A 22,637-nucleotide genomic window follows, 5' to 3' on the forward strand; every position below is an offset into this window, starting at 1 on the left:
AAAAATGATTATCTCACCACAAAGAAGTAACTCACCAATGCCTATTTTCTCTGTGTAGCGCAAAATGCCCTCTGTGGGGCAATTAATGAGAAAATACGCATCCCCCTGAGCAAACTAGGCGTCTACAGGCAAAATTAGCTACAGGGTAAAACTTGTATTCAGGCGTTTATAATTATCGTTTAAAGTATAAATCGATGGCTTTGGTGAGGAGTTCGTCGAGTTGCTCTTCGAAGGTATCTATATCAATTTCAAAATGGTTTAAATAGGCCTTGGCTTGCACTCGCGATAGGTTGCGGTTTTTTACGCTGTATTGACGCTCATCTTTTTGTTTGTCAAAACGTGGTAAAAACAAAAATTGCCCGTAATAAGGTGATTTAATATGCTTATTAGCATAACGACAAAAGTCTTCTATGTGATCTGCGCCCTGCGGCCCTAAACACCCTGGCTCAACGCGATACATTAAGCGAATTTTTTTGTCGTCTGCTAACTGCATAGTATGCCTTTTATAATTATCTAAAAAATAATACGCGGATTATTTTTCCGTCTTTTATTTGGTAGCTCGATACTAACTCAGAGCGTTTATCTACCACGTTTTCGTCTGTTGAACAGGTTTCTGATAGCTCGTGATCTATTACTATGTCGCCGTGCACAATACGCTTTATTGGCGAGCTATTAATACACTTTAATTTTTTAAACATTAAGCCATAACGGGCTATTAGTTTTTCTTTTCCTTTAAATAATAGCTCATTAGGAAAAATATAAAACTCTACATCTTCATCGTACATACGAATAAATTGTTCAATATTACGTGCGTTATAGGCTTCTACTAGTTGCTCTACAACAGCAAGCGACTCGCGAGATTGCTTAGCTTTAGCTTGCTGCTTAGCGGTTAATGCCTCTTTGGCTTGCGTTACCGCTTTTTCTGCCTCGGCCACAGCTGCTGCTTTTTCTACTTTGTTTTTTGGTTTTTCTACTGGTTTTGGGGTTTCGCTACCCAGTACTTTTGAGTCGTCAGGTTTAGTAGTATCTACTGTTGGTGTTTTAAGCTCTGGGGCTTGGTACTCAAGCGTGTTTAACTTTTCATCTTTTGCTTTTGTTGGTGAATTGCTGGCTTGAGTAGAGCTTGACGCTTGCTCGGTACTTTTTTGCTCTTCTTGAGTCTCTTCGGTTTGCTCTGCTGCATAACTGATCAGGGCAACAGTGGCAATAAGCGAGGCAAAAATAATAGATAACGATTTCATAACTTTCCTAATATGAACATATAACGCTGTTAATGCTGCAACATAACAAATTTGAGCGTTTTCGGGTAGCAATTAAATGATTGTTATACACTTTACCAATACTGCTCAACCGTTATGTGCCCTGGGTCTCTGCGACGATTTCGTTTAAAGTTTTTGTCTAAAAGTAGCTGTGTGGTGTCTTTTACCATTTGTGGGTTACCGCAAATCATAAATTGCGAATTACTCGGGCTTGGGGTTTTAGAGGCTTTCCTAAATAGCTCGCCGTTTTGAATTGCTGTAGTTATACGCCCTTTCAGGCCTTGCTGTGGCTCCTCACGGCTTACAACCGGAATGTAGTTAAGTTGTGTAGGGTGTGCGTTTATTAGGGTATGTATAAGATTTTGATAGCTTAAATCGGTATTAAAACGTACGCCGTGCACTAAATTAATCTGTGTGTATTTTTGCCATACCTCTTGCTGCTGCAAAATAGATAAAAACGGCCCTATTGCAGTGCCTGTACCTAGCATCCATAACTGCTCGCTTGGCGGTATTTCGTCTAAGGTAAAAAAGCCCGTGGCACGTTGCTCTATTAATACAGTGTCGCCTGGTTTTAATTGCGCCAACCTAGGCGATAATAAGCCGCCCTCTACATTGATAAGGTAAAATTCTAAATCGGGGTTATTAGGCGCGTTTACATAAGAGTATGCCCGAGCAGTACGTTTATCGCCCTCCATAATCGAGAGCTTAGTAAACTGCCCTGCTTTAAATGGCTCTACGCTTGCGTTTACTACCAGGCTGAAAAGTGTATCGCTCCACCATGTTACTTTTTTTACGGTTGCATCTACCCAGTTAGACATTGTCAACTCCATAGCTTAACGGTTAAACAACAAAAACAATAAATGGTTGTAATTTATACACTAGCATTAACTTAGTAAGAGTGACACTGGGTGTAGCTACTTTTTAAACGTAGTGCTTTTACTTTGGGTAACATTGGTTTGTTTAAAAAAGATGAGTAGCAGCGGCTTTATACCGCGATGAAATTAATACCCCACGCGAGGTGAACTCCAGCTACGCGGTTAGCTCATGCTGTGCAGACGCGCGTTGTTTTCGTTCATAAGTGATTTTTTTCACCACAGAGGAGTGAAGGAGAAGAGCAGGAGAAATGACTTACCAACCCCCATTGTTTCCTTTGTGTCTCTGTGCCCTCTGCGGTGCAATTAATGAGTAGCAGCGGCTTTATGCCGCGAAAAAATTAATACCAAACGCGAGGTGAACTCCAGCTACGCGGTTAGCTCGTGCTTTGTAGACGCGCGTTGTTTTCGTTCATGAGTGATTTTGTTATCACAGAGAAGTGAAGGAGAAGAGCAGGAGAAATGTTACCACCCCCCATTGTTTCTTCTGTGTAGCGCTAAGCGCCTCTGTGTCCTCTGTGTCCTCTGTGGTGAAAAACAAGTTAAGCCAATTATTCACAAAGAGGTTAAGACACGCTGCGCTTTTAGAGGTAGAGAATAAGTGATTTAAAAAGTGATGAGCCAATCCCCGTGCTCTCTGTGTAACGCTAAGCGCCTCTGTGTACTTTGTAGTGGAATTCATGAGTAGCAGCGGCTTTATGCCGCGAAAAAAATTAATACCAAACGCGAGGTGAACTCCAGCTACGCGGTTAACTCATGCTTTGAATGCGCGCATTGCTTTTGTTTAAAAGTGATTATGTCACCACCGAGGAGTGAAGGAAAAGAACAGGAAAAATGCCCCCCATTGTTTCCTCTGTGTCCTCTGTGGTGTAATCAATGAGTAGCAGCGGCTTTATGCCGCGAAAAAATTTAATACCATACGCGAGGTAAACTCGCTGCTACACGATAAACCCTATTCTCTAAACACGTCTTAAAAGTGGTTATGTCACCACCGAGAAACCATAAGAAGTAATATAACCAGCCCCCATGTTTCTCTGCGTAGCGCAGAATGCTTTCTGTAGTTAAATTAATGAGAAAATACGCATCAACCCTCAGCAACCTAGGTATCTGCAATGTTTACATTAATCTTAGAGCTAACCCAACTCTATACAGCTTGCTGGCATTTTAAAAGCAACGCTTTTACCTAGGGGTTACATAATTCTTATTAAACTTTAATTAAACGAAGTAAATTTCTGTAAACTTATTTAGCTTTAACTATAAACAATAGATTAGGATTAATATTTCTCTAATGCATTAAACATTAGGTGAATATAAAATTTAAACGCTTAAAGACTTAAAATATTTGGTTCTGTTCGTAATACGATTTTGGAGAAGACAATAAGAATGGAATTATTATAGAATGAGAGGGGCCATACGCTGTTAAATTATAACTCTAACTCCTGAAAAGTGTAAAACTTAAATAATCACTACAAGCACTATATAAACTAAATAAACATTATATAAATTAATTTATACTCACTTAAACAATAAAAATAAAATTACTTTTATTAATATAAAAAGCAAAAAAAGAAGTGATAAATAGAGTTTATAAAGACTATTTTATAGACAACTCAACTTCTACGTTTATATGCTCGCCTAGGCTAGAAAGATCTTTACTTACTAAATATTTAACTAATAGAAGAGTATTTTTGAAGTCTATCTCACGAAATTTTAGCATATGTTTTACCATTAATTTAAAATAAACATAGCAATGAGAGTTGAAAGTTTTCTTTAAAATTTTTCTTTGCTCTGAATCTAATGGAATATTCTCTAAAATCATCGCTGTTGCCAGAGCTTTACTTCCCATAATGTTACATGAACCTACAAGGTCCCAGCTTATGTTCGAAAAAAACATATTTACACCCTTGCCGCATTTTGTGATGTCACAAGGGTAGTACGCAACTTTATCAGCATTAGAACACAACAATAGCCACATTAGTTCATCTTCACCTGCAAACCTTAGTTGGTCGCAAAATAATACCTCAGGAAATTTACTCAGCCTGTACATAACTGTCGATGTTTGCGATAAATATTTATTGTACATTGACTGGATAATAACAGGTGAATCTATTAAAAATTTAGACTCGCCTACTAAAAAGTGGCTTAAATCGCGCTCCATTTCAGGAATATCAGTATTCCAATTAGAATCATAGAAGCCATCTCGATCTGTATTGCCAAAATAAAAGCTAGCACCTAAGTCGAAGGCCTCTAATGCTAAAGTGCTATGGCTTACACCCCATTGATCATCCGAGTCTAAAAATGCAACATAATCAACTATATTGCAAAGCTTAGTTTGAATATATTTTAATGCTGTATTTCTAGCTATAGCTGGTCCAGAATTAGTTTTGTGGTAAAGGCTAATTAAATGTATATTTTTTGGTAAAGTAGGCAGGAGTGCCAATTCTTCAGAAAGTGAAAGAGGAGAACAATCATCAACAATAACAACATAGTAAGTTATTTTACTTAAGCTTTCTTGCTCAATTATAGACTTGAGAGATTTTAACAATATTCCTTTATCTCGTTGATAAAATGGTATTACGACCCCTATACTATGCATAATAATTCCTATAAATCATCCATGTATTTAATCAATTCACTTAATTATTTGCACAAAGCCAAATTAATTATTTTTGTATGAACTAATTAATATTTTTATATTAAGTTTGTTATTTAAACCTTTAACGATTAAAAATAATACTAATTTTTAACCGTTGAAGCAATAAAACATTGCTAAAATAGCGATAGTTTTTAATTTATTGCTAGCAATCAGTAAAAAAGATTAGCTTAATAAGAATAAAAATTATTTTATATTTATTCTTATTAACTTTAATTTCGGTACAGCCACCCAATAAAGTAAGCAACTAAACTGAAAACTTACGAATAAAAGCTATTGTTCCCTATACTAACTACTAGCTAATTTATCCATTGCAGTTAACGGCATAATAGTAAAACCGTGGGGACTAAATACCTATAAATTATTTTCCCATTCTTACAAAGGGACACCATCATGAGCTTAGTGGTTATTTGGGGTATAATTTTAACCCACAGCCCCCTGCTGCTTGTAAATTTATAAAGATTATTAATAATACCTAGAATCATATGGTCTATCAAAGAACTTCTTGGATAATTTTTTATAGGTTGCTCAAATTCCTTACTGTCAATAAGTATCTATCAGCTTAGTTGCTTGTATCCCCTCTTCTTTCCTCCTACAAACGTATATTAGAAGCTGCAAAGTTTTATTGTTACGCTTCAACGAGTGTTAGGCATGACTGTGACAGACCTGAAGCGATACTTTTTACTATTAGTGGGCTTATACGATATAAATTTGTTGTGATGCTTACAATGCAATCATTGAAAAAGTGAAGATGCTCAGGCAAATGGTAGTAGTGCAAATCAACTCTGAGCAAGCTCTACGTTTACAATATCAACATTAACACCTAAGCTGAGCCTTTCCCAGTAGACGCAAAGCTTGCTGGCGTTTTAAAAGCAACGCTTTTACCCTAGTGTAAGCCCCTTTGCTAAAGCCATGAGGGACTACCCTTCTAGCGTGAGCAAGCTCAACGACTTGTATCTCTCATTGATAAATGATTAGCTATCATTTATCACATCGAGTTCAGTGAGCTTGCCTCGACGTCTACAAGTCAAGTTAACGTCGGAGCTACCTCCTGTAGACGTGCATTGCTTTTGTTTAAAAGTGATTATGTCACCACTGAGAACACCGAGAAGATAATGAGAAGTGATGAACCAAACCCGTGTTTTCTATATGTAGCGCAAAGCGCCTCTGTGTACTTTATGGTGGAGTTAATGAGTAGCAGCGGCTTTATGCCACGAAGAAATTAATACCAAACGCGAGGTAAACTCCAGCTACGCGGTTAGCTCGTGCTGTGTAGACGCGCAGCTTGCTGGCGTTTTAAAAGCAACGCTTTTACTTAGGTGTAAATCCTTTTCCCAAAGCGCTTTTATAGGCATAAAAAAAGCCGCATAAAATGCGGCTTTGGGGGTTTAGTCTCACTTCACTTTGGGCGTGTCTCCAAAACTTAGTGAATACGTTACCAAGGAACTGTTTGCTAATTTAATAAAATTGCGTTTATTAAATAGACTCTAAAGCAATTTTAACCATTTCGTTAAATGTGCTTTGGCGCTCATCTGCAGGTGTTGCTTCACCAGTGATCACGTGGTCACTTACGGTAAATAATGCCATTGCGTTAGCACCATACTCTGCAGCTACACCATATAAACCTGCTGTTTCCATATCTACAGCTAGTACACCTAGTTTATCTAGGTCTTTGTAGAATGTGTCGTCAGCTTGGTAGAAGGTATCGGTAGTAAATACGTTACCTACTTTTGCTTTAATGCCTAGGTTTTTAGCGGCGTTAACACCGTTTAAAAGTAGGTCAAAGTTAGCAATTGCTGAAAAATCATAACCACGAACGCGTGCACGGTTTACGTTTGAGTCGGTGCTTGCGCCTTGTGCAAAAATTACGTCGCGAATTTTAATATCTGTACCAATACCACCACAGGTACCAATACGAATAATATTTTTAACGCCAAAGCTTACAATTAACTCACGCGCATAAATAGACATAGATGGTATGCCCATGCCCGAACCCATAATACTTACAGGTTTACCTTTATATGTGCCTGTAAAGCCGTACATGTTACGTACGCCTGTTACTTGCACTGCATCATCTAAAAAGTTTTCAGCAATGTATTGTGCACGAAGCGGATCGCCCGGCATTAATACTGTTTCAGCGAAGTCACCAACGTTTGCACTAATATGCGGAGTACTCATTAATTGTTTTCCTTTTTATTTAGGCGCGTTTAGCTTATTTAAAAAGCCGTCACCGTATTCAAGTGCAGGTAAGTTAAACCACTGTGCAAGGGTTTGGCCTATATCTGCAAAGCTATTGCGCTCGCCAAGCGGGGTATTTTGCATGCCCGGTTGATAAGCTATAACTGGTACATATTCGCGGGTGTGCTCTGAACCTGGAAAGGTTGGGTCACAGCCGTGATCTGCAGTGATCATTAACACGTCATCTGCATTTAATTGGTTTAGTATAGTTGGTAAGTAATCGTCAAATTCTTTTAACGCTTTTGCATAACCAACTGGGTTGCGACGGTGGCCAAACTTTTCGTCAAAATCTACTAAATTAGTAAAAATTAAGCTGTTATCTGGCGCACTTGCTAATACTTCGCTGCTTTTTTCAAGCAAATTCATCAGCCCTGGGGCTTTGTGCTTTTGGGTAATGCCTTGGTGTGCATATATATCTGCAATTTTACCAATGCTTATTACTTCACCGCCGTGTTTAGATAGCACATCTAATAGGGTCGGTGCTGGCGGCAATACTGAATAATCGCGACGATTACCAGTACGGGCGAAATCTGCGTTGCTTGTGCCTAAAAATGGCCTAGCAATAACACGGCCTATATTTAGTTTATCAAGTAATTCGCGGGCAATTTCGCACACTTCGTAAAGGCGCTCGAGGCCAAAAGACTCTTCGTGTGCGGCAATTTGAAACACGCTATCTGCTGAGGTGTAACAAATTGGTTTGCCTGATTTTACATGCTCTTCGCCTAGCTGCTCTAATATGGTGGTGCCTGATGCATGGCAGTTGCCTAAAATGCCAGGTATACCGGTAGCGGCTATAAATTCGTCTACAAATTCTTGTGGAAAACTCGGCTGTGTTTTAGGGAAGTAGCCCCAATCAAATAACACAGGTACGCCGGCCATTTCCCAGTGCCCTGATGGCGTATCTTTACCGCTTGAAAGCTCTTTTGCATAACCCCATGCACCTTGTGATGCTTGACGCTCAGAAACTAAACACGTTTCACCGCCCGCGGCTTCACAGGCATCGATTAAACCTAATTTAGATAAATTAGGTAACGATAACGCTTTACCCGTTTCGTCGTGGTATGCTTTTAATAAGTGGGCGAGTGTATTTGCTCCAACATCACCAAATTTGTCTGCATCGGGTGCTGCGCCTATACCTAGGCTGTCTGCCATTAAGATGATTGCTCTTGCCATGTTGACCTCACTTTGCTTCTAGGTGGTTACTTTATCCGCTGATCGAATTTTCCGTACAGGACATAAGTCCTGTTTCATAAAAGCTAAACATTATAAATTTGCGTTCTTAAGCAAAGCAAAAGAGATTATTCGTGTCTTTTTTGCTATTGTGATCAACCAAACAACTTTTCCTTTCTGTGTGGGTGAGAACTTTAGTGACACGAACTATTATAGCTATTGCTGGCGCATCAGCGTCGGGCAAATCTCTTTTTAGCCAAACTATTTACAATGAGTTGGTTAATGAGCTTGAACCAGGCGCTATCGCCATTATTGAAGAAGATGCTTATTACAAGGATCAGTCGCATTTGCCTATGGAACACCGTACGCAAACTAACTACGACCATCCTGATGCATTTGAACATGAGTTAATGCTTGAACATTTAACTCAACTTCGTAGTGGTAACTCTGTCGAAGTACCTACTTATGATTATGCACAACACACACGAAGCGATGAAACTCGTCGCGTTGCTGCAGCTAAAATTTTAATAGTAGAAGGTATTTTATTATTAAGTGATAAAGCACTTAATAAAGAATTTGATATTAAGGTATTTATAGATACACCCCTTGATATTTGCTTAATGCGTCGTATGCAACGAGACATGGAAAAAAGAGGCAGAACATTACAATCTGTTGTTGAGCAATATCAAGCAACTGTTAGACCGATGTTTTATCAATTTATTGAGCCTTCAAAGCATAACGCTGATTTGGTTGTGACTCGAGGCGGAATGAACCGCGTTGCGATTGATATTATTAAAAGTAAAATTAAGTATTTACTACAAGAATAATAACGGGAAACATCTGTATGACAACATTTATGAGCTTAGTAGGCATGTTTGTACTACTAAGTATTGCTTTTGCGGCTTCGACTAATCGTAAAGCAATAAACTTACGCACCGTAGCGATAGCCTTTGCTATGCAAGTAGTTATTGGTGGGTTTGTACTGTTTTTTGAAGCAGGTAAAAATGTGTTAGCAAGTATGTCTAGTGCCGTCTCTTCGGTAATTAGCTTTGCAAACGACGGGATTGGGTTTTTATTTGGCCCACTTGCTTCGCAAGATACACTCGGTTTTATTTTTGCTATTCAAGTTTTACCGGTCATTGTGTTTTTCTCAGCACTTGTTGCTGTGCTTTACCACATTGGCATTATGGATTGGATAATTAAAATTCTGGGCGGCGGTTTACAAAAACTATTGAAAACCTCTCGCACAGAGTCGCTCTCAGCAACGGCTAATATATTTGTAGGCCAAACTGAAGCACCCTTAATTGTTAAGCCGTTTATAGCAACCATGACTAAGTCTGAGTTGTTTGCAGTAATGGTAGGTGGCTTAGCCACGGTAGCAGGCTCTGTAATGGCAGGTTACGTAATTATTGGTGTAGAGCTTAAGTATTTAATTGCCGCTAGCTTTATGGCTGCACCAGGTGGGTTTTTAATGGCCAAAATGATTGTGCCAGAGACCGAAACACCTAAAGATACGCTTGCTGATTTAGACACCGATGAAGACAAGCCAGTTAATGTTATTGATGCAGCAGCATCAGGCGCAGCTAACGGCATGCATTTAGCGCTAAATGTGGGCGCAATGCTATTAGCTTTCGTAGCATTAATAGCATTATTAAACGGTTTACTAGGCGGTATTGGTGGGTGGTTTGATTACCCTACTTTAACGCTACAAGAAATTTTAGGTTATGTATTTGCCCCTGTTGCATGGTTACTTGGCGTACCATGGGATGAGGCAATCATAGCAGGTAGTTTTATTGGTCAAAAGTTAGTAGTAAATGAGTTTGTTGCTTACTTAGACTTTATAAATTATCGCGATACGTTAAGTGCGCACACTCAAGCAATTGTAACATTTGCGTTATGTGGGTTTGCTAATCTATCGTCGATAGCTATTTTACTAGGTGGATTAGGCGGTATGGCGCCTAGTCGGCGAAAGGATATCGCACGCTTAGGGCTCAGAGCAGTGTTAGCAGGATCTATGGCTAACCTTATGAGCGCAGCAATTGCTGGGTTTTTCCTCTCGCTAGCTTAGAAACTTAATGAGATGAACACCGGTGTTGCAAAACAAGAAGATAGTACTTTAAGGGGTTAAAGCACTATCTGACTTGAACGATACTTCACCAAGGGCCGCAAGGCCCTTTTATCGTTTTAGGGCCCTTATAAATATATTCTTCCTTTTAATAACAACTTTCTCTTTCTTACCTTTAAGTACATATACGCACATGGCTTTTTATATTTTTGCGATAAATTTGTATTATTGAAAAGTGGTAAATTATAAATTTTAGGCCACACTTAAGTTTATCCTAATGTAACCTACTGTTTTATTGATGCTCTACCTTTAAGCACACTCATAAAATAGCCGCTGTTGAAAAGTCGATTTATATAAATGCGTAAACTTTTATTAGTATTGTTGTTTGTTTTTTTTAATAGCTACGCAAGCTCTGACCCTCTTTTAGTTGTCACGGAACTCTCGCCGCCCGATCAAATACTTGTTGATGGAAAAGTGACAGGCAAAGGCACTGAGTTTATAAGGGCGATTTTTGCAAAGGCTAACCTAACGCCCGATATACAAATGTACCCATGGGCGCGAGCATTTAGACTTGCCAGCACTATTCAAAACACCTTTATTTACACCATAGCGCGCACTAAAGGGCGAGAAAACAACTTTCATTGGATAGGCCCTGTTTCGCATTTTGAGCTTGCTTTTGTAGCGCTTAAAGAGCGTGACGACATAATTATTAACAATACTGAGGAGGCAAAAAAATACAAAATAGCGATGCAACGTAACGACTTTTCTACTGATATATTAACCAACTTGGGTTTTGAGGTTGTGCTAACCACCGATATACAAAAATCGTATGCGTTATTGGTTGCCAAAAAAGTAGACTTAATTGTTGATGACCCCGAACTCATACATCAAATAAGTCAGTATTTACCCACCCCTGACGCTGAATTTAAAGCCATATATAATGTAGAAGAACTCAAGGTAGATGCCTATTTGGCAGCAAATAAAAACACCGATATGCGCTATATAAACGCGCTACAAAAAGCCTTTTACACACTTAAAAATACCCAAGGGCTACCCTAGCACCTAAGCTAAACCTCGCTTATTTAAGCGCAGTTTTAACGCTTAGTTACGTTAATTAGTGAAGTAATGAAGTCTAAAATAGGGGCTTAGTAATCAATTATTGCTATATGGCGCTATGAACGAATCGAGACTGCGCTCTTGTTTTAGCACTTTAAAGACACGTTGAAAGCGATCTACTATGTGCTGCGGCACCGCTTTATTAAACGCTAAATAATTATCTTTAAGGTCGTTACTTACAGGTAGCTCAGTAAGTTGCTCTACATCAAGTAAGCTCACGTTATAAGGCTTTAATTGGTTATAAATAACGTGCTCCGAGCCTAAAATAAGATCTATTTTATTGTTTATAAAAAGCTGAATATATTGCTGCTCTTCACCAAACGTCATTAAGTTTTGCCCGTTTACAAACCCTATTTTTTTGACCAATGATTGATATATGTCTCCCCTTACCATGCCTAACGAATAAAGAGTGGTGTCGTTAAGGGTATTTACAGTGACATCAGGACGGCTTTTTAACTTATAAAAATAAGTTCGTGCAGTAGTTAACGGGCCAAGCCAATTAAATAAAGGAATTCGGTTAGTATGTTGCGCCATTGAAAAAATGGCTGAATAAGGCTTTTTATGTACAAGCATTGCGGCACGCTTCCAAGGCATGACTTTAAAGTCGCACTCTACTTCTGCTTTAATACACAGTGCGTTGACTATATCGTAGTTAGCGCCAACAAGTTGGCCGTGCTAGTTTATAAAATTATAAGGTGCAAACTGATCTGTATAAATAACTAACTTAAAATGGTTTGCATAAGTAAACGTGCTAAAGAAGAAACAAGCAATAAAAGGAAAGAGTTTTAGAATAACCGCACCACTACATTAATTTATATTATTAAATGATAGATGGCGCTATTTTACAGTCAAATTTTAGACACAAAAAAAGCGCCTTAAGCGCTTTTTTTTATTTTTACTTTAAAAGTAAAAATTATAACGGAGTGATGTTATCCGCTTGAGGACCTTTTTGACCTTGTGAAAGAGTGAACTCTACACGTTGGCCTTCAGCTAAAGTTTTGAAACCTTCGCTTTTGATTGCTGAGAAATGTGCGAAAACGTCTGGGCCGTTTTCTTGCTCGATGAAACCAAAACCTTTAGACTCGTTGAACCACTTAACTGTACCTGATACGATGTTAGACATTGTAATATCCTGATATAAAAATAAAAAATATGCTCATAAGAGCGGGTGTAGCAAAAAATGAGATGGTACTTAAAAACTTCAGGACGGTACTACAAGTATTACTTATACAACAACGAAATGGAGATTTATAAATTACATGCTTTCTTTCTAGCTGCGGCCTACTATATAGAGTTAACTATTTATGTCAAGCCTTTATAGTAATGCAGGCAATAAATAGTGTTTGTGCTTAGCCTTTAATAACTCCCGTGGCTAGCCTATAGCTTAACCCCTGCGCGGCTTTAATAGTTAACTGGCCAATTAAAACAATGAACTATTTAAACTTTAGTTTTTAAAACGGCGGCAATGAGTACAGCTAATTTAACACCTACTCACCATTTAGATAAAACGTATTCAGCCATGATACACGCCTTACAACTTACCCTGTGTGTACAAACAGCTGCACTTTGCAGTTGTACACAAAAATAGATAAGCTACTGCCACTTATCTATTTAGCGTTGGAGTGTGTTTTGCTAAATAAATGCTTTATTTCGTCTGTTGTTTTTTTATCTGGGTGTTTAATGCCATTACAATCTTCTTTTGCTAAGCCTACACTGTCTCTTGAACAACAATTGGGGCAAAAACTAATACTCGATTTACGCTATTTTTGTCAGCAAGGGTCAAGCAAACAATGCAGAACACCGGTTACTACCCTACCTGATGAACTAGCAGCGGCCATTGCTAAGCATAATATTGGTGGTGTAATTTTATTTTCTGAAAACACCCAATCTATTGAGCAAACCATTACCCTTAATAGCCAATTACAAGCTGCGGCGAGTAAATCAAGTTCAAAGCTGCCATTATTTATTTCGATAGACCAAGAAGGCGGCCGAGTAGCGCGTTTACCACGCGATGTAGCCACTTCATTTACTGGTAATATGTCTATTGGTGCAACTTATAAAAAGTATGGCACTCAATACGCAACCCAAACTGCCACTGTTATAGCTAAAGAGCTTAATTCGTTAGGTATTAATGTTAACTATGCCCCTACGGTAGATGTAAACATGAACCCCGACAATCCAGTAATTAATGTGCGCTCGTTTGGTGAAAACCCAGCGCTTGTCAGTAAGCTAGGCGCAGCACAAGTGGCAGGATTTGAGAGCAACGGCGTTATTACATCGTTAAAGCATTTCCCAGGGCACGGCGATACCAACGTAGACAGCCACACAGGGTTACCACAAGTAAATCACTCCAAAGAAGACATATATCAACAAGATTTAGCTCCCTTTAAACACATAATTGCCACGCAAAACCCAGGCATGATTATGACGGCGCATATTCAATACCCACAACTCGATAATAGTACGTTTGTAAGTGTTGATGGCAAAAGCATGATAAAACCCGCCACTATGTCGCGTACTATAATTACTGACATTTTAAGAGGGGAGTTAAATTATCAAGGTGTGGTGGTAACCGACGCTTTAGATATGGCTGGCATTAGTCATTTTTTCACCCCAACCCAAGCGGTAATCAATACCTTTGCAGCAGGCGTTGACCTAGCGCTTATGCCAATAGAGATCAGAACACCGGCTGATTTAAACGCACTCGACAAACTAATGGATGAATTAGTCGCATCTGTTAATAATAAGCAGCTCAGTAAAGACGAAGTGGCTCAATCGGCTGCACGTATAACCGCTTTAAAAAATAAATTTAAATTAACCACACCGCTAGACCCATTAAGCACTTTGGCTAAAGCAAAAGATATTATTGGCTCTCAAGCACATCGCAAAATAGAAGCTGAGCTTGCCGTAAATGCTATTACTGAGGTTAAAAATAACAATAATGCATTGCCTCTTAATTTAAGAAAAGGGCAACACATCCATATTATTATGCCCGATACCCGAAAATGCATGGCCATGCAGCAAGCGCTTAGCGCTATAAGTAATGCGGCGCTTAAATATAGTTGCAGTAGTTTACAAGGGTTTGACCCTGTAAAGGCGCATAGCTTAATTAAAAATGCAGATGTTGTTATTGCAGGCAACGCTACGCCTAATCAAAGCGCTGTAGAGATTGGAGGAATGGATGATTTGAAAGACGACCCTCGCTTTGCACTCAATACCGCTGAGCAACCTAAAGCGCTGTCATCATTACTGGATATAGCTGCATCAGTGAATAAAAAAACAATATTTATAAGTTTACGTGCCCCCTACGACATAGCGCAGTTTGGCAGCAGAGCTAATGCAGTTCTTGCTTCTTATGCGTATAATATAGATTCAGATAAAAACAATGCTGTTGCGGGGCCTGCATTTACAGCGCTTGCTAAGGTATTGTTAGGCAGTGCACACGCTCATGGCGTACTGCCAGTTACCATAAAATAATAATAACAAGGGATAAAAAATGAAACTTAATTGCGATTTAGGCGAAAGCTTTGGCGCATGGAAAATGGGATTAGATGATGAGGTAATGCCTCATATTGATATGGCAAATATTGCGTGTGGTTTTCATGGTGGAGACCCAGATGTAATAGCCGATACGTTGTATTTAGCAAAGCAGCACAGTGTACAAATAGGTGCGCACCCAAGTTACCCCGACCAACAAGGCTTTGGCAGGCGCTCTATGGCGCTTAGCGCGCAAGAACTGACCAATTGCTTACATTACCAAATTGCCGCCCTTGATGGCATGGCTAAAGTACAAGGCTTAACACTTAGCTATGTTAAGCCACATGGTGCTTTATATAACGACATGATGAAAAACGATCATATTTTACAAACAGTTATTACTGCCATAGCGCACTACCCTGCACCATTAAAGCTTATGCTGTTAGCCACAAAAGACTCTGCAAAACACACCTTTGCCGCCAATAGTTTAGGTGTAGATCTTATTTTAGAAGCCTTTGCTGATAGGCAATATACAGACGAAGGGCATTTAGTATCTCGCCACCTTGATGGCAGCGTTCACGACAAGCCAGCACTTTTAGCACAAGTAAAACAGCTATTAACCGACGGCTGTGTAACCACTCGCTCAGGAAACACCCTGAACTTAAATGCCAACAGTTTGTGCGTGCATGGCGATAACGCAGCCGGTATAGCTCTTATTAAAGAAATTAAATCACTGTGTGCATCAGCAACCTAACCTTGCTTTTAACTCGTTATTAAGCCTCAAGCTATAAAACGCATGTTTACTTTAAAAACTACTTAGCTGTAAAGGGGCTTTACAGCTTTAACCTCCATTAAGTTCAATCACGTAAAACCTGATATTGCTTTAAAAAAGCACAGTAACAAAGCATAAGTAACACAGCGCTGAAATACATGGCGCTGCATATAAAAAATTTAACGCAGTAAGCCCGCTATTTATTACTCTAAAATAACCAAGTTTTACTTAAACCGGTATTAAATTTTAGTTTCACCGCATCGCGCTTTTCATCCCTTCCCTACTGACATATAACTACATATACAAAAACCAAACAGGGAATAAAAATGAAGACGCTTTTAGCACTTAGTTTAAGTAGCAGTTTATTACTTGGTAGTAGCCAGTTAGCTTTTGCAAAGGACAACACATTACAGCTACAAGATGTGTTTAATCTTGAATACGCCAATCAAATTGATATAACAGACGATGGTAAAACGGTGTACTTTGTACGTAACCGTATGGATATAAAAACGGACCGCAAAGTCAGTAACATTTGGTCAGTTGATTATAAAACTAAACAACTGCAACCGCTTACCTCGGGCGTGCATATGGATCACTCCCCGGTACTATCGCCAGATGGGCAACGCCTTGCATTTATATCTAACCGCGATGGCAGCAGCCAAATTTATATGAAGTGGCTTAAAACAGGTGCTGTAGCAAAAATTAGTAACCTAACCAGCAGCCCACGCGCAATTACCTGGCATCCCGACTCTCAGCAGCTTATTTTTAGTATGTTTGTAGCAAGTAGCAGTGCACCACCTGTTAACTTACCTGGCAAGCCTAAAGGCGCTACATGGGCAGAACCTGCTAAATTTATAGACGATGTATACTACCGTGCCGACGGAGGCGGTTATAGCCAAAAAGGATTTAGCCAATTATTTGCAATAGATGCAAATGGCGGCAATGCAAAGCAGCTCACACACGATGAGTTTAATAACGCCGGCGAAGTAAGCTTTAGTAAAAACGGCAATAGCCTTTATTTTTCGGCCAATCGGCATGAGCAAAATCAACTAAAGCCCACTAATAGTGAAATATACCAGCTTAATTTAAGCACCTTAAAAATTGCTGCCATTACCAATAGAAACGGCCCGGACCAACAACCCAAAGTATCTCCCGATGGGCGTTACCTAGCCTTTACAGGGTATGATGATAAACGCACCAATTACGAAAACACGCAGCTTTATATTCGTGATTTAAAAACGGGCGATACAAAAAGCCTAACCCCTAATTTTGATAGAAGTGTGGGGCAAATTAAATGGGGTGCCAATTCAAAAGGGGTTTACTTTAGCTACGCAGACGAAGGCCAAACCGCCCTTGCCTACCAACCACGCAGTGGTAAGCGTAAAGTGCTCACCGAGCAAATAGGTAGCGTTGCGTTTGGTCGTCCTTATTCGGGCGGCGATTTTGATGTAAGCGAAGATGGCGAAATTGCTTTTACACTTGCCGATACTCAGCGCCCTGCAGATATAGCCACTATAAAACGAGGCAAAGCTCGTCGCCTCACTACACTCAATGCCGATGCGTTAGACGATAAAGAACTCGCCAACGTAGAAGAAATTTGGCTTAAATCGAACCACGACCAGTTGCCAATTCAAGGTTGGATTGCATACCCTCCTGGGTTTGATAAATCAAAAAAATACCCACTTGTTTTAGAAATTCATGGCGGCCCTGTGGCCAATTATGGCCCTCACTTTAGTACCGAGGTGCAATTGTTTGCAGCCAAAGGGAACGTGGTTTTATACATGAACCCACGAGGCAGTGACTCATACGGTAAAACGTTTGCCCAAACAATTCATCATAATTACCCAAGTAACGATTTTGATGATTTAATGAGCGGCGTTGATGCGCTAATAGCGAAAGGCTTTATTGATGAGTCTAAACTATTTGTAACAGGTGGCTCGGGCGGTGGTGTATTAACCGCATGGATTGTAGGGCACACCGACAGGTTTGCAGCAGCAGTGGTGGCTAAACCCGTTATTAATTGGATCAGCTTTGTACTAACTGCCGACTTTTATCCATTTTTTGCCGATTACTGGTTCCCAGGTAAACCTTGGGATCATATTGAGCACTATATGAAACGCTCACCTATTAGCTATGTAGGTAACGTAACAACGCCCACTATGCTTTTAACAGGGGAGGCAGACTACCGTACCCCTATTTCTGAAACCGAGCAGTTTTACCAAGCCCTTAAGCTGCAAGGTGTTGATACCGCCATGGTGCGTATTCCTAATGCATCACACGGTATTACGTCGCGCCCTTCTAATTTAATGACCAAGGTAGCCTACATTCAATGGTGGTTTGATAAACACTCAAACAAAAAATAAGCTTCGTGTTTAGGTTTTAAAATAGCCACACCTACGTGGCTATTTTTTGTAGTTAACCAACGCTTAGGTCAATTAATGCAAAACTGTAAACCCCCTTTACAGTTTTGAGCTTATCCATATCGGACTTAGGTGTTTTTCAGTTAGTAAAATTTCGGTTTATTGTAATTTTAATCGTTTGAGTTGGTAAAAAATCGGTTTGAACCACTGTTTATAAGCACTCAGTTAGTAAAAAATTGTTTTATAAAGGCACTAGGTTAGTAAAATTTCGGTTTATTATTTTACTTATACTTAGTAAAACAGCTAAAAACAGCCTTTTAATAGGGGGATTTTGCACTTTAAAGCGGCTTTACAGTAAAAAAGCAGCCATATAGCTGTACTTAATATCTACCTAGTTAAATTGTGATCCAGACTAAATTTAGCCGAGTCCGATTTATATTAATACAATAAAAAAAGGGCCTTACGGCCCTTGAGTAACACTATCTAGAAAAGTTAAAACTGGTTCATGGTGTTATCTTCACCACCGGCTTTAAGTGCGTTTTCACCAGAGAAGTACTCTTTGTGGGTATCGCCAATATTAGACCCAGCTAAATCTTGGTGCTTAACTGAGGCTTGCTCGCGGCGAATTTCTTGACGTTGTACATCACGTACATAAGCAAGCATGCCCATATCACCAAAGTAACCTTCTGATAAAATATCGGTGCTTAGTGCAGCCGTATGGTATGTAGGCAGTGTAATTAAGTGATGGAAAATACCCGCTTCACGTGCACCATCGCGCTGGAAGTTTTGCACTAATACATCCGCTTCAGCAGCAAGCTCTGTATCGTCCATTTCTGGCGCCATTAGGCCTTTATTATCACCAAGGCTTGGGTAAGCGCTCAAATCGCGACCCGCTTCTTGCCACTCTTGGTACACTTGCTCGCGGAACTTAAGCGTCCAGTTGAATGACGGTGAATTGTTATAAACAAGTTTAGCATCAGGCACTTGCTCTTTAACGCGGTTAACTAGCTCTGCAATTTGCTTAACGTGTGGTTTTTCGGTTTCAATCCACAATAAATCAGCGCCCGATTGTAAGCTTGTTACACAATCTAGTACCACGCGGTCTTTTTCAGTGCCTTCGCGGAACTGGTATAATCCGTTTTCTAAACGCGTTGGCTTACATAATTGGCCATTAATTTTCATTGCCGTATCACCTTCGTTTAAATCATCTACACCGTTAATAGGTGTGGTTTCTAAAAACGCGTTGTACTGGCTAGCTAAGTCTCCTGGCGTTTGTGACACAGGTACTTTTTGCGTAAGGCTTGCACCTAATGAGTCGGTACGCGCAACAATAATACCGTTATCAATGCCGAGTTCTAAAAACGCGTAACGTACAGCGTTAATTTTTGCTAAAAAATCTTCGTGCGGTACAGTTACTTTACCTGCTTGGTGACCACATTGTTTAGCGTCAGACACTTGGTTTTCTATTTGAATGGCACACGCACCTGCTTCAATCATCTTTTTAGCAAGTAGGTAGGTTGCTTCTTCGTTACCAAAACCAGCATCAATATCGGCAATAATAGGCACTACATGTGTTTCAAAATTATCAATTTTATCAAGCACCGCTTGCACATCGCCGCCATTGGCTTTCGCTTCGTCTAGCTCATTAAATAAGTGGTCTAGTTCACGGGCATCGGCTTGTTTTAAAAATGTATAAATCTCTTCAATAAGCGCAGGCACTGAGGTTTTTTCGTGCATGCTTTGATCCGGTAACGGGCCAAATGCAGAGCGAAGTGCAGCAACCATCCAACCACTTAAGTAAACATAACTGCGCTTAGTTGTTTTTTGATGACGCTTTATTGCCATCATCATTTGTTGCGCAGTAAAACCATGCCAACAACCTAAAGACTGTGTGTATTGGCTGGTGTCTTTATCGTAAGCGGCCATATCTTCACGCATTACATCTGCCGTGTATTGTGCAATTTCAATCCCCGTACGAAAACGGTTTTGTAAACGCATGCGGCTTGCATATTCAGGGTTAATGGCTTTCCATGCGCTACCTTGAGATTGGCAAAGTGTTGCTAGAGTATCGGTTTCACGTGTGTATGTTGTCATAATAAAATCCTTCGAACGGGTCTATAAATTATTTAAATTATTGTGAGAGTGGCTAGGAGTGTGTGCTCCGTATCGCTTAATTCAACATTAGGCTTATTTTTTAGATTTAGTAAATTTATAGTTGTTATTACCGCTATACTTTTTGTGAATGGCTAAAAAGCACGCACTGAGCCTTTTTTGCGTTATTGTTGCTTTAACGCACACAACAACACCGCGACCGTTTAAGGAAGGTAAACATGGCACACACTCTCACACACTCAGGGCTAAGCGTAGATACACAGCTGGCCAACTTTGTAAAAACACAGCTACTCCCAGGCACTCATTTATCTGAGCAGCAATTTTGGCAAAGCTTTGCAAACATAGTACAAACGCTTACCCCGAAAAATAACGCTCTTTTAGCTAAGCGCGAGCAGCTACAACAACAAATAGATGACTACCATAAAACAAATAAAACGTGGGATAGCGCGCAGTACCAAGCGTTTTTAACAGACATTGGCTACCTAGTACCAGAGCCTGCAAACTTTGCCATTGAAACGCAAAATGTAGAGCCCGAAATAGCACTCAGCGCAGGCCCTCAGCTTGTTGTGCCTGTTAGCAACGCACGTTTTGCGCTTAATGCGGCTAACGCGCGCTGGGGTTCGTTATACGATGCGCTGTACGGCACCGACGTATTAAGTGAAGACGACGGCGCTGAAAAAGGCACTACGTATAATCCAGTTCGTGGTTTTAAAGTAATGGCGTATGCGCGCCAGTTTTTAGATAAGGCCCTGCCCCTTAAAAATGGCTCACACATAGAAAGCACCAACTACTCAATTGTTGAAGGCGCCCTGTCTATCACCCTAAGAGACAGCTCGCATACTCAGTTAAAAAACCCTGAGCAACTTATTGGCTACCAAGGCGAAGCGCAAAACCCAAGTGCTATTTTATTAAAAAACAATGGCCTGCATGTCGAGCTGCAAATAGACCATCACCACCCTATTGGCCAAGCCGACAAAGCAGGATTAAAAGATGTTTTGCTTGAAGCTGCACTAACAACCATTATGGATTGCGAAGACTCTGTTGCCGCAGTAGATGCCGAGGATAAGGTACAAGTTTACAAAAACTGGCTGGGTTTAATGCAAGGTAACTTGGTTGAATCGTTTAAAAAAGGCGATAAAACCATAGAGCGTACTTTACAAAGCGATAGGCAATATACAGCCCTTGATGGCAGTAGCCTTACGCTTAAAGGCCGCAGCATGATGTTTGTCCGTAATGTAGGCCACTTAATGACAAACCCTGCTATTACCGACATTTACGGCCAACCCGTATTTGAAGGCATTATGGATGCGATGTTTAGCGCAACCGCAGCCCTGCACGATTTAAATAAAAAAACAGGCATTAAAAACACCAGTGCGCAAAGCATCAATATTGTAAAACCCAAAATGCATGGCCCTGAAGAAGTTGCTTTTACAAATACGCTTTTTAGCATGGTAGAAGAAGCACTTAGCTTGCCAAAAAACACCCTAAAAATGGGGATTATGGATGAAGAGCGCCGTACTTCAGTCAATTTAAAAGCCTGTATACACGCAGCCAAAGCGCGCGCGGTGTTTATAAATACTGGCTTTTTAGACCGCACGGGCGATGAAATTCATACCTCTATGCACGCAGGGGTCGCTTTGCCAAAAGCCGCTATTAAAGCTCAGCCGTGGATCAAAGCGTACGAAGACCGTAACGTTGATACAGGCCTTGCCTGCGGCCTAAGCGGTAAAGCACAAATAGGTAAAGGTATGTGGCCTATGCCAGATAAAATGGCACTTATGATGGAGCAAAAGCTTGCTCATGTGCAATCTGGCGCTAATACCGCGTGGGTGCCCTCGCCTACCGCAGCCACTTTGCACGCTATGCATTATCACGATGTAGATGTATTTACCGAGCAAAAAGAAATTGCCAAACGAGGCATGGCAAGCCTTACTGATTTACTTACACCGCCTTTAATGGCACAGCCGCAAACGCTCAGTAAAGAAGATATTCAAAGTGAGCTTGAGAACAATGCACAAGGCATTTTAGGCTACGTAGTACGCTGGATAGACCAAGGTATTGGCTGCTCAAAAGTGCCTGATATTAACCACATAGGCTTAATGGAAGACAGAGCAACCTTGCGTATTTCAAGTCAACATATGGCAAATTGGCTACAGCATGGGGTGTGTACTCAACAACAAATAGAGTCGATTATGGCTAAAATGGCTAAAGTAGTCGATGGCCAAAATGAGCACGATAGCGCGTACAAGCCTATGGCACAAAACGAAGAGTCACTTAAAAATAGTATTGCTTATCAAGCCGCTTTAGCGCTTGTATTAGAAGGTGCTAAGCAGCCAAGTGGCTACACCGAGCCCCTATTACACAGTTACCGCTTAAAATATAAAGCAAAACACCATAACCTAGCTGAATAGTTAACATTAGTTTAACAGCAAAAAAGCGCGTTTTGCCTACACAAAACGCGCTTTTTGTTTATTAGGGCGTGTTGATCTTTGCAGATTGAAATTTGTTCAACCTAGGGGAGATCAAGTTGCGGCGCGAGGTTT

16 protein-coding genes are annotated in these 22,637 nt (G+C 40.2%); 7 read left to right on the plus strand and 9 right to left on the minus strand.

Annotation, left to right across the window (positions count from 1 at the left end):
- Nucleotides 1-172: 172 nt before the first annotated feature.
- The 6 genes from PAT01_RS17485 to PAT01_RS17510 form a co-directional block, all read right to left on the minus strand.
- Entirely contained in the window at nucleotides 173-493 is a 321-nt protein-coding gene (locus tag PAT01_RS17485) for a hypothetical protein (RefSeq protein WP_004589283.1), read from the minus strand.
- A 16-nt stretch (nucleotides 494-509) separates the two neighbouring features.
- Nucleotides 510-1,241, minus strand: coding sequence for a nuclear transport factor 2 family protein (locus PAT01_RS17490; RefSeq protein WP_029773547.1), 732 nt, complete (start codon nucleotides 1,239-1,241; stop codon nucleotides 510-512).
- 92 nt (nucleotides 1,242-1,333) lie between these two features.
- Nucleotides 1,334-2,077, minus strand: a complete 744-nt coding sequence (locus PAT01_RS17495; RefSeq protein WP_154945899.1) for a ferredoxin--NADP reductase — start codon at nucleotides 2,075-2,077, stop codon at nucleotides 1,334-1,336.
- Between the two features lie 1,648 nt (nucleotides 2,078-3,725).
- Nucleotides 3,726-4,727 carry a glycosyltransferase family 2 protein gene (locus PAT01_RS17500; RefSeq protein ID WP_138579587.1) on the minus strand — a complete coding sequence of 334 codons (1,002 nt, stop codon included), beginning with the start codon at nucleotides 4,725-4,727 and terminating at the stop codon, nucleotides 3,726-3,728.
- A gap of 1,533 nt (nucleotides 4,728-6,260) precedes the next feature.
- Nucleotides 6,261-6,962, minus strand: coding sequence for a purine-nucleoside phosphorylase (deoD, locus tag PAT01_RS17505; RefSeq protein WP_138579589.1), 702 nt, complete (start codon nucleotides 6,960-6,962; stop codon nucleotides 6,261-6,263).
- Between the two features lie 15 nt (nucleotides 6,963-6,977).
- Entirely contained in the window at nucleotides 6,978-8,195 is a 1,218-nt protein-coding gene (locus PAT01_RS17510) for a phosphopentomutase (protein WP_096042662.1), read from the minus strand.
- 194 nt (nucleotides 8,196-8,389) lie between these two features.
- Between PAT01_RS17510 and udk the strand changes: the two genes are divergently transcribed.
- The 3 genes from udk (at nucleotide 8,390) to PAT01_RS17525 (ending at nucleotide 11,316) form a co-directional block, all read left to right on the plus strand.
- Nucleotides 8,390-9,019, plus strand: coding sequence for a uridine kinase (gene udk, locus PAT01_RS17515; protein WP_004587190.1), 630 nt, complete (start codon nucleotides 8,390-8,392; stop codon nucleotides 9,017-9,019).
- 17 nt (nucleotides 9,020-9,036) lie between these two features.
- Complete coding sequence (locus tag PAT01_RS17520; RefSeq protein WP_004587189.1) at nucleotides 9,037-10,260, plus strand: NupC/NupG family nucleoside CNT transporter; 1,224 nt, start codon at nucleotides 9,037-9,039, stop codon at nucleotides 10,258-10,260.
- Between the two features lie 354 nt (nucleotides 10,261-10,614).
- Entirely contained in the window at nucleotides 10,615-11,316 is a 702-nt protein-coding gene (locus PAT01_RS17525; protein WP_055254351.1) for a substrate-binding periplasmic protein, read from the plus strand.
- A gap of 93 nt (nucleotides 11,317-11,409) precedes the next feature.
- On the opposite strand, the gene PAT01_RS17530 is transcribed toward PAT01_RS17525, so the two are convergent.
- Together PAT01_RS17530 and PAT01_RS17535 are read right to left on the minus strand one after the other, a co-directional pair.
- Nucleotides 11,410-11,946, minus strand: a complete 537-nt coding sequence (locus PAT01_RS17530) for a hypothetical protein (protein WP_404821060.1) — start codon at nucleotides 11,944-11,946, stop codon at nucleotides 11,410-11,412.
- 340 nt (nucleotides 11,947-12,286) lie between these two features.
- Nucleotides 12,287-12,496: a cold-shock protein gene (locus tag PAT01_RS17535; protein WP_004587186.1), complete on the minus strand. Its 210-nt coding sequence runs from the start codon at nucleotides 12,494-12,496 to the stop codon at nucleotides 12,287-12,289.
- Nucleotides 12,497-13,053: 557 nt separating this feature from the next.
- Here PAT01_RS17535 and PAT01_RS17540 point away from each other — a divergent pair.
- From PAT01_RS17540 to PAT01_RS17550, 3 genes are all read left to right on the plus strand, one after another.
- Nucleotides 13,054-14,850 carry a glycoside hydrolase family 3 protein gene (locus PAT01_RS17540; protein ID WP_154945900.1) on the plus strand — a complete coding sequence of 599 codons (1,797 nt, stop codon included), beginning with the start codon at nucleotides 13,054-13,056 and terminating at the stop codon, nucleotides 14,848-14,850.
- A 19-nt stretch (nucleotides 14,851-14,869) separates the two neighbouring features.
- Nucleotides 14,870-15,604: a 5-oxoprolinase subunit PxpA gene (locus PAT01_RS17545; RefSeq protein ID WP_138579595.1), complete on the plus strand. Its 735-nt coding sequence runs from the start codon at nucleotides 14,870-14,872 to the stop codon at nucleotides 15,602-15,604.
- Between the two features lie 344 nt (nucleotides 15,605-15,948).
- Nucleotides 15,949-17,985 (plus strand): S9 family peptidase, encoded by a 2,037-nt coding sequence (locus tag PAT01_RS17550; RefSeq protein WP_154945901.1) that lies wholly within the window; start codon nucleotides 15,949-15,951, stop codon nucleotides 17,983-17,985.
- Nucleotides 17,986-18,474: 489 nt separating this feature from the next.
- Here PAT01_RS17550 and PAT01_RS17555 read toward each other — a convergent pair whose 3' ends face one another.
- Entirely contained in the window at nucleotides 18,475-20,076 is a 1,602-nt protein-coding gene (locus PAT01_RS17555; protein WP_154945902.1) for an isocitrate lyase, read from the minus strand.
- Nucleotides 20,077-20,312: 236 nt separating this feature from the next.
- Here PAT01_RS17555 and PAT01_RS17560 point away from each other — a divergent pair, with 236 nt between their 5' ends.
- Complete coding sequence (locus tag PAT01_RS17560) at nucleotides 20,313-22,505, plus strand: malate synthase G (RefSeq protein ID WP_121638624.1); 2,193 nt, start codon at nucleotides 20,313-20,315, stop codon at nucleotides 22,503-22,505.
- Nucleotides 22,506-22,637 lie beyond the last annotated feature (132 nt).

This window comes from Pseudoalteromonas atlantica, from assembly GCA_007988745.1.
Taxonomy (GTDB): Bacteria; Pseudomonadota; Gammaproteobacteria; order Enterobacterales; family Alteromonadaceae; genus Pseudoalteromonas; species Pseudoalteromonas atlantica.

Bases quoted from the DNA above. Each gene is read 5' to 3' on its own strand.
- PAT01_RS17485 (WP_004589283.1), bottom strand. From the start codon at position 493: ATGCAGTTAGCAGACGACAAAAAAATTCGCTTAATGTATCGCGTTGAG.
- PAT01_RS17490 (WP_029773547.1), bottom strand. From the start codon at position 1,241: ATGAAATCGTTATCTATTATTTTTGCCTCGCTTATTGCCACTGTTGCC.
- PAT01_RS17495 (WP_154945899.1), bottom strand. From the start codon at position 2,077: ATGTCTAACTGGGTAGATGCAACCGTAAAAAAAGTAACATGGTGGAGC.
- PAT01_RS17500 (WP_138579587.1), bottom strand. From the start codon at position 4,727: ATGCATAGTATAGGGGTCGTAATACCATTTTATCAACGAGATAAAGGA.
- deoD (WP_138579589.1), bottom strand. From the start codon at position 6,962: ATGAGTACTCCGCATATTAGTGCAAACGTTGGTGACTTCGCTGAAACA.
- PAT01_RS17510 (WP_096042662.1), bottom strand. From the start codon at position 8,195: ATGGCAAGAGCAATCATCTTAATGGCAGACAGCCTAGGTATAGGCGCA.
- PAT01_RS17520 (WP_004587189.1), top strand. From the start codon at position 9,037: ATGACAACATTTATGAGCTTAGTAGGCATGTTTGTACTACTAAGTATT.
- PAT01_RS17525 (WP_055254351.1), top strand. From the start codon at position 10,615: ATGCGTAAACTTTTATTAGTATTGTTGTTTGTTTTTTTTAATAGCTAC.
- PAT01_RS17530 (WP_404821060.1), bottom strand. From the start codon at position 11,946: ATGCTTGTACATAAAAAGCCTTATTCAGCCATTTTTTCAATGGCGCAA.
- PAT01_RS17535 (WP_004587186.1), bottom strand. From the start codon at position 12,496: ATGTCTAACATCGTATCAGGTACAGTTAAGTGGTTCAACGAGTCTAAA.
- PAT01_RS17540 (WP_154945900.1), top strand. From the start codon at position 13,054: ATGCCATTACAATCTTCTTTTGCTAAGCCTACACTGTCTCTTGAACAA.
- PAT01_RS17545 (WP_138579595.1), top strand. From the start codon at position 14,870: ATGAAACTTAATTGCGATTTAGGCGAAAGCTTTGGCGCATGGAAAATG.
- PAT01_RS17550 (WP_154945901.1), top strand. From the start codon at position 15,949: ATGAAGACGCTTTTAGCACTTAGTTTAAGTAGCAGTTTATTACTTGGT.
- PAT01_RS17555 (WP_154945902.1), bottom strand. From the start codon at position 20,076: ATGACAACATACACACGTGAAACCGATACTCTAGCAACACTTTGCCAA.
- PAT01_RS17560 (WP_121638624.1), top strand. From the start codon at position 20,313: ATGGCACACACTCTCACACACTCAGGGCTAAGCGTAGATACACAGCTG.